Source organism: Actinomadura mexicana (genome assembly GCF_900188105.1).
Taxonomy (GTDB): domain Bacteria; phylum Actinomycetota; class Actinomycetes; order Streptosporangiales; family Streptosporangiaceae; genus Spirillospora; species Spirillospora mexicana.
Genome location: NZ_FZNP01000035.1, coordinates 1 through 13,566 on the forward strand (window position 1 = coordinate 1; position 13,566 = coordinate 13,566).

Consider the following 13,566-nt stretch of genomic DNA (forward strand, 5'->3'; position numbering starts at 1 on the left):
GTCTGCTCGGCGAGCACCTCGCGGATCGTCTCCTCCGCCGCCCGGTCGTGCTCGGTGACCGGGTCGTGGATGTCGCGCTTGAGATCGACCTCGGGGCGCGACCGGAACCCCGCCCGCAGCCGGTCCCCGGTGGCGCGGGCGGCGAGTTCGGCGATCCCGGCGAGCTCCCGCGACGCGGGGACATCGACGCTCATTCTTCTCCTTCGATCGTGGCGGTGAGCAGGTCCAGCAGTCCGTGCCCGTCGTCGACGACGGCGTCGGGGCGGCATCGGACCTCGTACGGGACGTCGTGGGTGCCCTTGGCCACCATCAGCACGTTCCCGCCGACGCCGGCGCGGTGACCGCACAGGACGTCCCGGTCGAAGTTGTCGCCGACGTACCACGCGTCCGGCGGCTCGACGCCGAGGGCGCGGGTCGCGATCCAGATCATCTCCGGGTTGGGTTTGCGGATCCCGACCTCGTCGCTGTAGACCTCCAGGGCCAGCCTGCCCGCCAGCCCGGTCGAGGCCGTGTAGTCCCGGTGCACCGCACCGGACAGCGCGTTGCTGACGACTCCGCAGGGGATGCCGAACCCGGCGGCCGCGTCGAGCAGTTCGGGGATGCCGGGACGGGTGCGGCGGTCCTGCCGCAGCTCCCCCATCCGCCTGCACAGCGGGGTGGCGTGCGCGACGACGAGCTGCCGCGCGGGCGCGGGCCAGTCGGCCGCCACGTAGTCGCCCCAGAACGCGGCATGGGTCAGCTCGCGCGGCGCGTACGGGCGGGACATCGCGTCCTTCCAGCACTTGTCCGCGGCAGCGCCCGCCCTGATGTCGGTCTCGATCGCGGCGGCGTCGAGCTCGCGGGAGCCGGCGCCTGCGAGGGCCGCGTGCACCTCCTTGGCCAGGGCCGCCTGCCATCCCTCCCGCTTGGTGGTCTCGACCAGCACCCCGCCGAAGTCCAGGAGCAGCGCCCGCGGCCGGCGCAGAGCCGCGGTCACGAGGCCGCCTTCTGGACAGGCGCGACGGCGTCGTCCCAGGCGCTCATCCGGGAACCGTCCTCGGCGAACACGTGGAGCCGCCCGGGACGCGCCCAGCAGCGGAGCCGGTCGCCCGGCGCCGCCTCGGGGTCCTCGTGGGCGACGGCGAACAGGTCGGTGTCCAGGACGCGCAGCTGCACGGTCCAGCTCGACCCGGTCGGCAGGACGGTCTCGACGACGGCCTCCTCCTCCCAGGCCGTTTCGGGCACCTCGTCCCGCGACCGCGCCAGCTTCAGCGCCTCGGGCCGGACGCCCGCGCACGCGGGCCCGCTCAGGCCGTCGCGCTTCTCCACGTAACGCAGCAGCGACCCGGCGAGCCCGTCGGGCTCGTCGCCAAGGGGAACGATGTTCATCGGCGGGCTGCCCACGAACTCGGCGACGAACCGGTTGGCCGGACGCTCGTACATCTCCATCGGGGGCGCCACCTGCTGGAGCTCTCCCTCCGACATGACCGCGATGTGCGTGGCCATCGTCATGGCCTCCATCTGGTCGTGCGTGACGAACACGACCGTCGCGCCGGTCTCCTCGTGGATGCGCTTCAGCTCCGTCCGCATCTCCAGGCGCAGCCGCGCGTCGAGGTTGGACAGCGGCTCGTCCAGCAGCAGGACGTCGGGGTCGACGGCGAGCATCCGCGCCAGCGCGACGCGCTGCTGCTGGCCGCCGGACAGCTGGGACGGGTACCGGTCCATGCAGTCGGCGACGCGCACCTTCTCCAGGGCCTCCTGGGCGCGGGCCTTGCGGCGCTCCGCCGGCACCCTGCGCATCCGGAGGCCGAACTCGGTGTTGCCGCGGACGGTGAGGTGCGGCCAGAGCGCGTAGTTCTGGAACACCAGCCCCATGTCCCGCTTCTCCGGCGGGACGTAGACGCCGCGCTCGACCGAGTCCAGGACCCGGTCGCCCACGGTGATCTCGCCCCGGGTCGGCTGCTCCAGCCCGGCGATCATGCGCAGGGTGGTGGTCTTGCCGCAGCCGGACGGTCCGAGCAGGCAGGTGAAGGACCCGTCCGGGATGACGAGGTCGAGGTCCTTCACCGCGGGGCGGCCGCCGCTGACGTAGTTCTTGACCACTCCGCTGAGGGTGATGGCCGGCATGGTCAACCTCCGATGCCCGAGGCCAGGCTGCTCTTGGTGAGCCGCTGGGCCAGGTAGGTCATGGTGAACGAGAGCAGGGCGATGACGAGCACGACGCCGTTGGCGAGCTGGGTGTAGCCGTAGTCGACGAGCCCGATGGACAGGGTGGTGAGCAGCTGCGTCCCGGACGTGGTCAGCATGATGACGATGCTGAGCTCCTTCAGCCCGGAGATGAACGGCAGGACCACGCCGGTGACGAGCGCGCCCCGCTGGATCGGGATGATGATGCGCACCATCCGGGTCGGCCAGCGTGCCCCGCTGATCTGCGCGGCCTCCTCCGGCTCCCGGCCGAGCTGCATCATCGCCGAGATCCCCGACCGGGACGAGTACGGCAGGTGCGTCACCACCATCACCAGGACGAGCAGGGTGATCGTTCCGTAGAGGGCGGGCACGGGACCGCGCCGGACGGCGAACAGCGACAGGCACGCGGCGGCGAACGCGATTCCGGGCACCAGGTACGGCAGGAACGACACCTGCCGCAGGAACGCCGAGACGCGGCCCCCGGCGCCGCGCACCACCACGTAGCCGACGAGGAGCCCGACGAAGCCGCAGACCAGCGAGGCCAGCCCGACGATCCGCACGCTGTTCCAGGCCGCCTCCCACAGCTCGCCTCCGCGCAGCACGCCGTGCGGGAATCCGACCGCGCCCTCGATGTCGGATCCGAACCAGTACTTCAGCGTGAAGTTGCCGGGGCTGAACACGCCGGGCGTCTTGGTGATCGTGGACAGCAGCAGCGTCAGCACCGGGATGACGACGCTCGCGGCGAACACCGCGATCGCCAGGCCGAACGCGGGCCACCGCCAGCGGCGCAGGTCGCCGCGCCGGTCCATGGCGCCCTTCCCGCCGACCGTGACGAACCGGCGCTGCTCCCTCACCAGGCGGGTGTCGACGACGACGACGAGCACCCCGACCAGCACGATCACGCCGGCGATCGTCGAGGCGACGCCGGTGCTGCGGTCGCGGATCGCGTGGTACAGGCTCGTGGACAGGACGTTGTAGTCGCTCGGCAGCCCGAGGATGTAGGGGGTGCCGAACGTGCCGAGGACGCGGCCGAGGACGAGCAGCACCGCCGACGACAGCGCCGGCAGCATCAGCGGCAGCGTGATGCGGCGCAGGACCGTCCGGCCGCCGGCGCCGAGGATGCGCGCCGAGTCCTCCAGCTGGGAGTCGATGCGGCGCAGCGCGTTGCCGAACAGCAGCAGCACGAACGGGTAGTAGTGCAGGCCGAGCGTCACGATGATCGGCACCGGTCCGTAGGCGAGCCAGTCGGGGGTGTGGATGCCGGCCCCCTGCAGGTAGCCGACCTGCCCGCCGGACCGCTCGTTCTTGAACAGCGACAGCCACGCCAGCGCGAACGTCCAGGACGGCAGCATGTACGGCACGACCAGCGCGCCGGCCAGGAACTTGCGGCCCGGGACGTTCGTGCGGGTCACGAGCCACGCCATCGACCCGCCGACGACGAGCGCGAACGCGATGACGCCGACCGCCACCGTGAGGGTGTGCAGGAGCGGTTCCCAGAACAGCAGCCTGCTGACCGGGGAGCGGAACACCCGCCACATGTAGTAGCTCGTCCACGAGCCCGCGCCCTGGCCGGAGCGGGCCTCGTCGCCGTACTGGACGCGGCCGGCGTCCGAGACGACCGACACGAGCGGGGCGATGACGAGGTAGAGCAGCGCGGCACTCAGCACGAGGCCGAGCAGGACGGTGGGGTCACGCAGCAGGACGCGGATCCGGTACAGCACGCGCCGGCCGCGTGACACGGGCCGTGCGGAGGCGGCGACCGCCATGGGTTCTTCCTCCGGGGTGGAGCCCGGCGGGCCGCTCGCGCGGCCCGCCGGGAGTCGGGCAGTGCTCAGGAGTGGTTGACGCGCCAGAAGTCCTTGATGTCCTGGCGGTTGCGGAAGTCGGCGAGCAGCTTGTCGGAGGAGAACCAGTACAGCTGGGTGTTCCAGTCGGTGAGGCCGGGCGGGTTGTGCGGGCTCACCCCGACCGCGTCGTTGCCGGACACGCCGCCGGAGTGGGCCTCGAGGTCGAAGCCCTCCTTCGACATCGCGAAGTGGACGAACAGCTTGGCGGCGTTGGGGTGCTTGGACTTCGCCGCGATCGTCGCGAACTTGGGGTAGGCGAAGCCGGTCCAGGGGCTCAGGCCCTCGCAGACCTTCATGTCGAAGCCCTTGCCCTCCAGGTCGCGGAACTTGGCGATCGAGAACAGCCCGATCGTCGTCCGGGTCTGGTTGGGGGCGCCGACGGCGGTCGCGACGTCCTCGTCCTCGGTGGTCAGCACCGGGTCGTTCTTCGCCAGCCGCTTCACCCACTCGTGGGCGGCGTCCTTCTCCCCGGTCTTGAGCCTGCCCTTGCCGGCCTGCTCGTAGGCGGCCGCGAGCTTGCCGGCGCTCCGCTCCGACAGCTGGGTGAACCACTGGGTGAAGACCTCCTTGCCCAGCGGATCCTGCATCATGACCTTGCCCTTCCACTTGGGGTCGGTCAGGTCCCAGACGTTCTTCACCGGGCAGCCGCCGGGGTTGAGCCTGGGGTTGTAGGCGAACACGTACGCCTTCGAGATCATCATCAGCGGGCTCCGGTTCTTCTCTCCGATGGTCTCGGCGAGGTCCGGCGGGATCCACGTGGTGACGATCTTCTGGGGGAGGAGCTGGCCGACGAGCATCGGGCCGTCCTCGAACAGGCTGACGTCGATGGTGACGTTGCCGGCCTGCGCCTCGCGCGTCATCTTCTCCGCGGTCGCGGCGGCCTTGGACTTCTCGCCCTCGGCCTTGATGCCGTACTTCTTCTCGAACGCGGCGGCCATGTCCTTGACGTCGCCGCTGCCGTCGTAGGCGAGGACGCTCCCCTCCTTCCTCGCGGCGGCGATCAGCGCGTTCAGGTCGAAGGACGCGGCGTCCTCCACGGTCACGGCGGGCAGGGGCCGGTCGGCCCCCGCCTGCCCCTCGCTGGACGGCGCGCACGCGCTCAGCGCCGCCGTGGCGAGGGCGGCGGCGCAGGCGGCCCCGGCCTGTGCCCGGCGCCCTCTCATCATGGTGCGGATCATGGTGGGTCCTCTCCTTGCGCTATGCCCGCAGCCCCGACCTGCGGCTTCATGGTTCGATCAGTGACTGCGCTTGAGCATCGCGTCCGAGAGCGCGTCGGCCGCCTCGCCGAGCCGCCGCCCCACCGCGTCCAGGCGGTCGAGCAGCTCGCGCCCGCGCAGGACGTCGATGTCCAGCGGGCCGGCGAACAGCCGGGTCAGCGCCGCCTGCCGGGTCTCCCGGACGCGGTTGCCGGCCTTGCGCGCGCCGAGCGCCGCGACGGTGACCGCGGCGGGCTCTGCGAGGACCTTCCGGACGGCGGTGTCGAGGGAGGTCAGCCCCTCCAGCACCGCGTCCAGCGGCGGGACGGCGAAGCCGAGTCCGGGCGGCCCGAACATGTCGGCCTCGCGGACGAAGTCGCGGAGGTTGTCCAGGACGTCGTCGACGGAGCGGGAGAGCCGGTACAGGTCCTCCCGGTCGATGGGGGTGGCGAGGACTCCGCGCAGCATGGCGGCGAGCGCCGCGCGCTCGGCGTCCCCGGCGTGCTCGATCTCGGCCATCCGGGCGCGGGCCTGCCCGGAGGGGACCCGCCCGGCGGCCATCTCCCGGGCCAGTTCGGCGCCGTCACGGACGGCGCGGATCTGCCGGGCGACCTGCCCGACGACCCGGTCTCCGGAGCGGCCGCGCAGGTCGTCCCACACGAGCCGGATGCGACGGACCGGCCGGACGGCGGCGCTCACAGCGCCCTCATCGCGACGCCGCCGAGGGTGCCCGCGGCGAACGCGAGCGGCAGCGTCACGACCCACGCGGCGCCGATGCCGACGACGTTCTGCCAGCGCACCCTGGAGGCGCCCTCGCTGGCGGCGACGCCCACCACTCCGGCGGTGACCGACTGCGTCATGCTGACCGGCGCGCCCGCGAGCGAGCTGGCCGCGACCGACGCGGCCGCCGCCGCCTCCGTGGACACCACGTGCAGCGGCCTGGCCAGCACGAGCCCGCGCCCCAGCCGATCGCCCACCCGGTGGACGGCGCTCAGCGCCCCGGCGCAGAAGACGACGGCGATCGCGATGAGCACCACCGGGGTCGGCTGGACGGGGCCGACCCCGCCGAGCCGCCGCGTGGACACGACGTGCCGCGCCACGCTGACGACGGCGAGCATCTTCTGCCCGTCGTTGGCGGCGTAGGCGGCGCACTGGGCGGTGTAGGCCAGGACATGGGCGGTCCGGACGGCTCCGGGCATCCCGGTGAAGGACGGCACGCGCCGCGACGCGAGCCCGAGCCCGAACCCGACGGACGTGCCGACCAGCGGTGCGGCGGCGCCGACGGTGAGGACGAGGCCGAGCCCGCCCCAGGCCACGTCCAGGCCCATGCCGAGCCCGGCGCCGCCGATGCCGCCGACGATCGCCAGGGTCAGGCTGGTCGGCAGGCCGCGCCTGGTGAGCCCGGCGACGACGGCGAGCGCGACGGTCACGCCGACCAGGAAGGCGAGCGCGCCGCGCCGGTCGCCTAGGTCGGTGAGGCCCTCGGTGAACGTCCGCGCGACCGTGACCGTCACCTGCGGGACGAGGACGAGGGGCACGAGCACCAGCCCGGTCAGCAGCAGCCCGGACGAGCGGGGGTAGCGGCCGCTGAGCCCGAGCATCGCCGCGCCGTCGTTGACGCCGGTCACCCAGACGAAGGCGATCGCGACCGTGCCGAACGCCACCGCCCAGATCATCGGATCTCCGCGAGCGTGACGCGGCGGCCCTCGCGCAGCGAGAGCGCGGCGGCCTCGGCGACGAGGAACGCCTCCAGCGCGTCGTCGACCGTGCAGGGGCTGCCCGCGCGGCCCCTGGCCATTTCCAGGAACGTTCCAATCTCGTTCGCGTACGCGGGTTCGAAACGTTCCTGGAAGTCGGTCCACGGGTCGCCGGGAGGCCAGTCCACGCCGGGCTCGGCCGACCGGAGGGGGGCGCGCTCGTCGAGCCCGACCACCCAGGTGCCGGCGGTGCCCGACAGCTCCATGCGCACGTCGTATCCGGCGCCGTTGTACCGCGAGCCCTGCAGCGTGGCGAGCGTCCCGTCGTCCATGACCAGGACGGCGGCGCTGGTGTCCACGTCCCCGGCGGCCGAGAAGTAGGCGTCGCCGCGGTTGGCGCCGACGGCGGTGACCGAGTCGACCTCCCGCCCGGTGACCCAGCGCAGGATGTCGAAGTCGTGGATGTGGCAGTCGCGGAAGATCCCGCCCGACGAGCGGACGTACTCGGCCGGCGGCGGCGCCGGGTCGGCGGTGACCAGGTGGACGCGGTGGAGTGCTCCGAGGCGCCCGTCGAGCACGGCCTGCCGCGCCGCCGCGTATCCGGCGTCGAACCGGCGCTGGAAGCCCACGTGCACGGGCACTCCCGTCTTGGCGGCGCGGTCGCGGACCTCCAGCGTCGTGCGCAGGTCGGGCGCGACCGGCTTCTCGCAGAACGCGGGGACGCCCGCGTCGCAGGCGCGGACGAGCAGCTCGGCGTGCGTGGACGTCGGTGTGGCGATGACGACCGCGTCGAGCCCGGCGGTGAGCACGGTCTCCGGGTCCCCGGCCCGGGCGCCGATCGGGCCCGCCAGCGCCGCGGCGCGGCGGACGTCGGCGTCTCCGATCAGCAGGGTGTCGACCTGGGGATGGCCGCCCAGGAACCGGGCGTGCGACGCCCCGATCCGCCCCGCGCCCAACAGTCCGACCCGCATGGTGCCTCCCATGGCTGTCCGATCGGATGGCGAGTTCAGTCGATGGACCGGCGGCGGACACCGGATGTTCATCTGCTCGTCATCTTCGTGTGGCTTGGGGCACATTTGTAGCCCGCCCCGGAACGGCAGTCAAGACTTTGTACTTACATCTTGACGTTCTTACTTGGACTGGAGTCTTCCTCGCGCCGGCGGCATACCGGGCGGAGCTGCGGGAACGGCGGTACGCGGCCCGGCGCCCGACCGGCCGTCTGCGGCCACGGCGGTGCGCATGGACGCGGGCACGGCGGAATCCGCGTGCCGCGGGCGCGGCTGAAGGGCGTGCCGCGGAGCCTGCCGGAGCCGGCGGGGCACGCCTTCGGAGCATCGCTGCCGAGGGCCTGGAGGGCCCCCGCCCAGGCCGGGACCGGACTACCGGGTGGTGTCGCGCTCGTTGAGGAGGGGCGGGACGGTGACGCGCCGTGCCGTCGCCGGCGCGCCGTTCCCGATCCGGTCCAGCAGCAGCGCCGCGGCCTCGCGGCCCAGTTCCGCGGGCGGCGGGGCGATCGTCGTCACCCCCGCGGTCCGCGCCCCCGGCGGGTCGCCGTGGACGATCAGCGAGATGTCGTCCGGCACGCGCCTCCCGGCGCGCAGCAGCGCGGTCAGCGCGGTGGTGCCCGTGATGTCGCCGAGTGCGAGGACGGCCGTCGGCGGCTCGGGCGGCCGCCACAGCTCGTCCGGACGGGCGACGACGGCGCCGGCCGGGCACGCGCGGCGCAGGGGCGAGGGGCGGGGACCGAGGTCGAGGCAGGCGACGCGGTGGTGGCCGAGGTCCGCCAGGTGCCCGAGCGCCCGCTCGACGGCCGCGGCGCCGTCGCCGGTCACGCAGTCGACGCGGTCGGAGCGGACGGAGCGCCCGACCACGGTCACGGCGCATCCGGCGGCGGCGCGCTCGATGTCGGCGGCGGGCAGCTTCGGCCCGGCCAGGACGACCCCGTCCGGGCGCAGGTCGAGCAGATCCTCCAGGGCCGTCCGCTCGCGCGCCGGGCCGCCGCGCCCGGTGGCCAGCAGGAGGCGGACGCCGCGCCGGGCGGCCTCGTCGGCGAGCCCGTCGTAGACCGCGGAGTACCAGGGGTCGTGGAGGTCGGAGAGGAGCACGCCGATCATGCCCGTCCGGCCGGCCGCGAGGCCCCGCGCCATCATGTTGGGCCGGTAGCCGAGCTCCCGGGCCGCCCGGAGCACCGCCTCGCGGCGCTCCTTGCCGACCTTGGGGGAGCCGCGCATCACCAGCGACACGAGCGCGCGCGACACTCCGGCTCGCGCCGCCACGTCCTCCAGGGTCGGGTGGGCCATGCGGTGTTCTCCCGGGTACGGCGAGCCGCCGCCATGGGGGCATGGCGGCGACTCGCGTCGGTGCGGTTCGTGCTAGTCGCGCGGATCCCAGTCGCCGGGCGTGACGTCCAGGTCGAGCGGGTCCGCCACATCCTCCCAGTCGACCAGCTTGAAGTTGGTGTTCTCCCGGACCTCGCCGTTCCCGTCGGTGACCGTGGGGGTGTTGACGCCGTCGTGGACGACGAGCAGGCCGTTCTCGAACCCGCCGATGGGGGCGCTGGTCACCATCGCCCCGTCGCAGACCTCCGAGCCGTCGACCGTCGCGCCGGCGGCGACGCGGAAGTGGCCGAGGTACCGGCGCGGGTCCTCGCGGTCGTAGACGACGAAGGTGTCGTCGCCCTGGCTGGAGGCGAGCAGGTAGCCCTCGCCGTCGTCCTGCCGGTAGATGGACAGGCCCTCGGCGTCGGCGGTGAGGTGCGTGCCTCCGGCACCGGGGTCGGGTCCGCTCGGGCCGCACTCCTCGGTCTCGGGGTCGTAGGCGGCGGGGACGCCGTACTCCCTGACCTTGTCGATGAGCTGCGGCGAGCCGCCGCCCAGCGGGATGCGCCAGATGCCGACGTCCTCCTGGGCCGCGAAGAGCACCCCGTTCTCGGGGTCGGCGACCATGCCCTCGACCTGCGGTCCCTCACCGGGGTCCTCGCAGGGCGTCCAGGTGCCGCCGCCCGGCAGCGCGAACGAGGTGGGCAGGTCGACGTCGCGGACGTGCCGGTAGGTGACGGTGCCCGCGGCGGTGGCCTCCAGGCGGACGGTGCCGATCCGGGAGGTGTGCCGGCGGCTGAGCGCGACGTAGGAGGCGCCGCGGGAGTCCTTCCAGGACGCCAGCCCGTACGCCGTCGCCTGCTCGTTGACCTCGTCGGGGGAGGACGAGAAGACGGGCGGGACCCCGGAGTCGGTGACGTCGGTGAGCGGGGCCCGGTGGTCCCTGGCCTTCGCGGGGTCGATCGCGTAGGTGCGGACGGTGTCGCGGCCGCGGTCGGACACGACGGCCAGGTCGACCTTGCGGCGGCCGAGCTGGAAGCCGTAGATCAGATCGACGTTGTTGAACCGCCCGGGCTCGTCGCCGGGCCGTGGCGGGGTGGGGGCGGCCAGCCGCTGGATCTCCCGGCCGGCGGCGTCGTACACCGCGAGGCCGCCCTGCTTCAGCGTGGTGACGATCAGGTCTCCGCGGCGGTCGCCGGGGTGGCTCCAGATGGCAGGGTCGTCGGCGTTGGCGTTGCCGCCCGCGTCGTCGTCGAGGTTCGCGGGCGTCTCCAGCGCGGCGCGGACCTGGGCGGGCTCGCCGCCGTCGGCGGCCGCGGGGACGGCGGACAGGAAGGCCGCGGCGAGCGCGGCGGTCGTCGCCGCGGCCGCCAGGCGGGCGCCCTGGGGGGTGGGTCTCAACTGCATCGGGTTCCTCCTGATGCGCTGGGGGATGCCTGCACCGTAGACATTGGAGCGCTCTAATTCAATAGAGCGCTCTAATTGATCAAGAGGTTTTCGCCGGGAGTTCGCCGGCGCGACACCGACGGGCCGGTCAGCGCTCGACGAGGGTGAGGGCGAAGGAGTACCGGTCGGCGCGGTAGACGTGGCAGCCGTACTCGATCGCGCCGCCCTTGTCGTCGTAGGCGGTGCGGGTCATGGTCAGCAGCGGGACGCCGCGCCGCTCGTCCAGCAGCCGGGCCTCGGCCGCCGTCGCGCCGCGGGCGCCGATCGTCTGGTTGGCGATGCGCAGGTTGATGCCGGTCGCGCGCAGCAGCTCGTACAGGCCGTGCTCGGCTAGGTCGGCCTCGGTGATCCTGAGCAGGTCGAGCGGCAGGTAGTTGGTGAGCAGGGCGAGCGGCTCGTCGCCGGTGAACCGGATGCGGCGCATCCGGGTGACCTCGGCGCCGGGCGGGACGCCGAGCTCCTTGGCCACCTGGTCCTCGGCGGGGACGGCGCCCAGCTCCAGGACCTCGGTGCGCGGCTCGCGCCCGGCCGCCGCCAGGTCGTCGTGCAGGCTGGTCAGCTCGATCGGGCGGCGGATCTCCGACTGCACCACCTGGGTGCCGACGCCGCGCTTGCGCACCAGCAGCCCCCGGTCCACCAGGTGCTGGATCGCCTGCCGGACGGTCGGGCGCGACAGCCCGCACCGGTCGGCCAGCTCGACCTCGTTCTCCAGGCGGGTGCCCGGGGACAGCTCGCCGTCCCGTATCGCCGCCTCCAGGTGCTGCGCGAGCTGGTAGTACAGCGGGACGGGGCTACTGCGGTCCACGGTCACGCGCGGTCGGTACACCCGGCGCCTCCTCTCGTCGGGTCGATCGTACCCGCCGCCGCCAGTTAGCTTATTACCTCATAATGTCATAACAAACTCTTGACATTCCTTCCCGGCCTTCAGCAGACTCGGCGAGGCCGATGCCGAGTACGGAGCCGGGCGCGTCCCAGGGAGATGGTGAGCCGATGATCAACGACCGCGTCGCGGGAGCCCCGATCTCGTGGGGGGTGTGCGAGGTGCCCGGCTGGGGACATCAGCTGGACCCCGGACGGGTGCTGGCGGAGATGCGCGACCTCGGGCTGGCGGCCACGGAGTTCGGACCGGACGGCTTCCTGCCGTCCGGGGCCGACGAGCGCGCCGCCCTGCTCGCCGGGTACGGACTCCGCGCGGTGGGCGGCTTCGCGCCCGTCGTGCTGCACGATCCGGACCGCGATCCGCTGCCCGAGATCCGGCGGATCCTGGCCGGCTTTGGGGTGGAACGCTCCAAGTCGGAACTGACGCTGGTGCTGGCCGCCGTCCACGGGCTGCGGGGCTACGACGAGCGCCCTTCCCTCGACACCGTCGGGTGGACGGCGCTGCTCACCAATCTCGACCGGATCGCCTCGCTCGCCGGGGAGGCCGGCGTGCGGGCCGTGCTCCACCCGCACGCCGGAACCATGGTGGAACGATCCAACGAGGTGCGGCGCGTCCTCGACGGGTCGGGCGTGCCGCTGTGCCTGGACACCGGCCACCTGCTGATCGGCGGCACCGACCCGGTCGAGCTGGCGGCGGGCGCCGCCGGACGGATCGCGCACGTCCACCTCAAGGACGTCGACGCCGGACTCGCCGAGAGCGTGCGGCACGGCCGGACGCCCTACACCGAGGCCGTCCGCGCCGGCCTCTACCGCCCGCTCGGCGCGGGCGACATCGACATCACCGCCATCGTCGGCTCCCTCGAAGGCGCCGGATACGACGGCTGGTACGTCCTGGAACAGGACACCGTCCTCGACCGCGAACCCGCCCCCGGCGCCGGCCCGCTGTCCGACGTGCGCGCCTGCGCCGAGTTCCTCGCCGGGATCGGCTCATGAGCGGCGCCGCGTCCTTCGACGTCATCACCATGGGCCGCGTCGGCGTCGACCTCTACCCGCTCGCCTCCGGTGTCGGGCTGGACGAGGTCGAGACCTTCGCCCGGTTCCTCGGCGGCAGCGCCACCAACGTCGCGGTCGCCGCCGCCGGACACGGCCGCCGCACCGCCGTGATCACACGGACCGGCGCCGACCCGTTCGGCCGCTTCGTCCGGCGGGCGCTCGCCGAGTACGGCGTCGACGACCGGTACGTCGCCGACGTCCCCGGCCTGCCGACCCCGGTGACCTTCTGCGAGCTGTTCCCGCCCGACGACTTCCCGCTGTACTTCTACCGCTTCCCGAAGGCGCCCGACCTGGAGATCCGCGCGGACGAGCTGGACATGTCCGCGATCGAGGGCGCCGGGGTGCTGTGGGCCACGATGACGGGGCTGTGCGCCGAACCGTCCCGGACGGCGACGCTGGCCGCGCTCGGCGCCCGCCACCGGGCCGGACTCACCGTCCTCGACCTCGACCACCGGCCCATGTTCTGGGAGTCGCGGGACGAGGCGCGGCGCTGGGCGGGCGAGGCCCTCGAACACGCCACCGTCGCGGTCGGGAACGTCGCCGAGTGCGAGGTGGCCGTGGGGGAGGGCGATCCCCTCCTCGCCGCCCGCGCGCTGCTCGACCGCGGCGTCCGGCTCGCCGTCGTCAAGCGCGGACCGGACGGCGTCCTCGCCGTCGACGCCGAGGGCCGGACCGCCGAGGCGCCGCCGGTGCCGGTCGAGGTCGTCAACGGCCTCGGCGCGGGCGACGCGTTCGGCGGCGCCCTCTGCCACGGGCTGCTGTCCGGCTGGGACCTGCCGCGCGTCCTCGGCTTCGCCAACGCGGCCGGCGCGATCGTCGCTTCCAGGCTGGCGTGCTCGGCGGCGATGCCCACAACGGACGAGGTGCTGGCGCTGGCCGGGCAGGTGGCCGCATGACTCTTGACATTCCGGTGACTCCCGCGGGTTCGCGGGCGGAGCGGATCGCGGGGTTGGCCGAGGTGCGG

12 protein-coding genes and 1 pseudogene are annotated in these 13,566 nt (G+C 73.5%); 2 read left to right on the forward strand and 11 right to left on the reverse strand.

What is annotated here, in order from left to right; genetic code table 11:
• The 11 genes and pseudogenes from CHC11_RS39750 to CHC11_RS39800 form a co-directional block, all read right to left on the reverse strand.
• Positions 1-194, reverse strand: a pseudogene (locus CHC11_RS39750) (inositol monophosphatase family protein); the annotation flags it as partial.
• Entirely contained in the window at positions 191-976 is a 786-nt protein-coding gene (locus CHC11_RS39755) for an HAD family hydrolase (RefSeq protein WP_245920314.1), read from the reverse strand. The pseudogene CHC11_RS39750 and the gene CHC11_RS39755, both read right to left, overlap by 4 nt.
• The gene (locus tag CHC11_RS39760) at positions 973-2,106 is read right to left on the reverse strand and encodes an ABC transporter ATP-binding protein (protein ID WP_089317079.1); all 1,134 of its coding nucleotides are present in this window, start codon (positions 2,104-2,106) and stop codon (positions 973-975) included. The genes CHC11_RS39755 and CHC11_RS39760 overlap by 4 nt, the downstream gene beginning before the upstream one ends.
• Before the next feature lie 2 nt (positions 2,107-2,108).
• Positions 2,109-3,932 (reverse strand): ABC transporter permease, encoded by a 1,824-nt coding sequence (locus CHC11_RS39765; protein ID WP_089317080.1) that lies wholly within the window; start codon positions 3,930-3,932, stop codon positions 2,109-2,111.
• A gap of 65 nt (positions 3,933-3,997) precedes the next feature.
• On the reverse strand, positions 3,998-5,191 hold the full coding sequence (locus tag CHC11_RS39770) for an ABC transporter substrate-binding protein (protein WP_089317081.1): 1,194 nt from the start codon (positions 5,189-5,191) through the stop codon (positions 3,998-4,000).
• 57 nt (positions 5,192-5,248) lie between these two features.
• Positions 5,249-5,908, reverse strand: a complete 660-nt coding sequence (locus CHC11_RS39775; RefSeq protein WP_218826451.1) for a DUF47 domain-containing protein — start codon at positions 5,906-5,908, stop codon at positions 5,249-5,251.
• Positions 5,905-6,885: an inorganic phosphate transporter gene (locus tag CHC11_RS39780; protein ID WP_089317082.1), complete on the reverse strand. Its 981-nt coding sequence runs from the start codon at positions 6,883-6,885 to the stop codon at positions 5,905-5,907. The genes CHC11_RS39775 and CHC11_RS39780 overlap by 4 nt, the downstream gene beginning before the upstream one ends.
• Positions 6,882-7,877: a Gfo/Idh/MocA family protein gene (locus tag CHC11_RS39785; protein WP_089317083.1), complete on the reverse strand. Its 996-nt coding sequence runs from the start codon at positions 7,875-7,877 to the stop codon at positions 6,882-6,884. The genes CHC11_RS39780 and CHC11_RS39785 overlap by 4 nt, the downstream gene beginning before the upstream one ends.
• Positions 7,878-8,285: 408 nt before the next feature.
• Positions 8,286-9,206, reverse strand: coding sequence for a LacI family DNA-binding transcriptional regulator (locus tag CHC11_RS39790; protein ID WP_089317084.1), 921 nt, complete (start codon positions 9,204-9,206; stop codon positions 8,286-8,288).
• Positions 9,207-9,278: 72 nt separating this feature from the next.
• Positions 9,279-10,631: a phytase gene (locus CHC11_RS39795; protein ID WP_089317085.1), complete on the reverse strand. Its 1,353-nt coding sequence runs from the start codon at positions 10,629-10,631 to the stop codon at positions 9,279-9,281.
• A gap of 127 nt (positions 10,632-10,758) precedes the next feature.
• Positions 10,759-11,496, reverse strand: coding sequence for a GntR family transcriptional regulator (locus CHC11_RS39800; protein ID WP_245920315.1), 738 nt, complete (start codon positions 11,494-11,496; stop codon positions 10,759-10,761).
• Between the two features lie 164 nt (positions 11,497-11,660).
• On the opposite strand from CHC11_RS39800, the gene CHC11_RS39805 reads away from it, so the two are divergent.
• The gene (locus tag CHC11_RS39805; RefSeq protein ID WP_089317086.1) at positions 11,661-12,542 is read left to right on the forward strand and encodes a TIM barrel protein; all 882 of its coding nucleotides are present in this window, start codon (positions 11,661-11,663) and stop codon (positions 12,540-12,542) included.
• Positions 12,539-13,498, forward strand: a complete 960-nt coding sequence (iolC, locus tag CHC11_RS39810; protein WP_089317087.1) for a 5-dehydro-2-deoxygluconokinase — start codon at positions 12,539-12,541, stop codon at positions 13,496-13,498. Before CHC11_RS39805 ends, iolC begins: the two co-directional genes overlap by 4 nt.
• The last annotated feature ends 68 nt before the right edge of the window (positions 13,499-13,566 follow it).

What these genes read in the sequence shown, in the direction of transcription:
- CHC11_RS39760 (WP_089317079.1), bottom strand. Translation starts at nt 2,106, where the DNA reads ATGCCGGCCATCACCCTCAGCGGAGTGGTCAAGAACTACGTCAGCGGC.
- CHC11_RS39765 (WP_089317080.1), bottom strand. Translation starts at nt 3,932, where the DNA reads ATGGCGGTCGCCGCCTCCGCACGGCCCGTGTCACGCGGCCGGCGCGTG.
- CHC11_RS39770 (WP_089317081.1), bottom strand. Translation starts at nt 5,191, where the DNA reads ATGATCCGCACCATGATGAGAGGGCGCCGGGCACAGGCCGGGGCCGCC.
- CHC11_RS39780 (WP_089317082.1), bottom strand. Translation starts at nt 6,885, where the DNA reads ATGATCTGGGCGGTGGCGTTCGGCACGGTCGCGATCGCCTTCGTCTGG.
- CHC11_RS39785 (WP_089317083.1), bottom strand. Translation starts at nt 7,877, where the DNA reads ATGCGGGTCGGACTGTTGGGCGCGGGGCGGATCGGGGCGTCGCACGCC.
- CHC11_RS39790 (WP_089317084.1), bottom strand. Translation starts at nt 9,206, where the DNA reads ATGGCCCACCCGACCCTGGAGGACGTGGCGGCGCGAGCCGGAGTGTCG.
- CHC11_RS39795 (WP_089317085.1), bottom strand. Translation starts at nt 10,631, where the DNA reads ATGCAGTTGAGACCCACCCCCCAGGGCGCCCGCCTGGCGGCCGCGGCG.
- CHC11_RS39805 (WP_089317086.1), top strand. Translation starts at nt 11,661, where the DNA reads ATGATCAACGACCGCGTCGCGGGAGCCCCGATCTCGTGGGGGGTGTGC.
- iolC (WP_089317087.1), top strand. Translation starts at nt 12,539, where the DNA reads ATGAGCGGCGCCGCGTCCTTCGACGTCATCACCATGGGCCGCGTCGGC.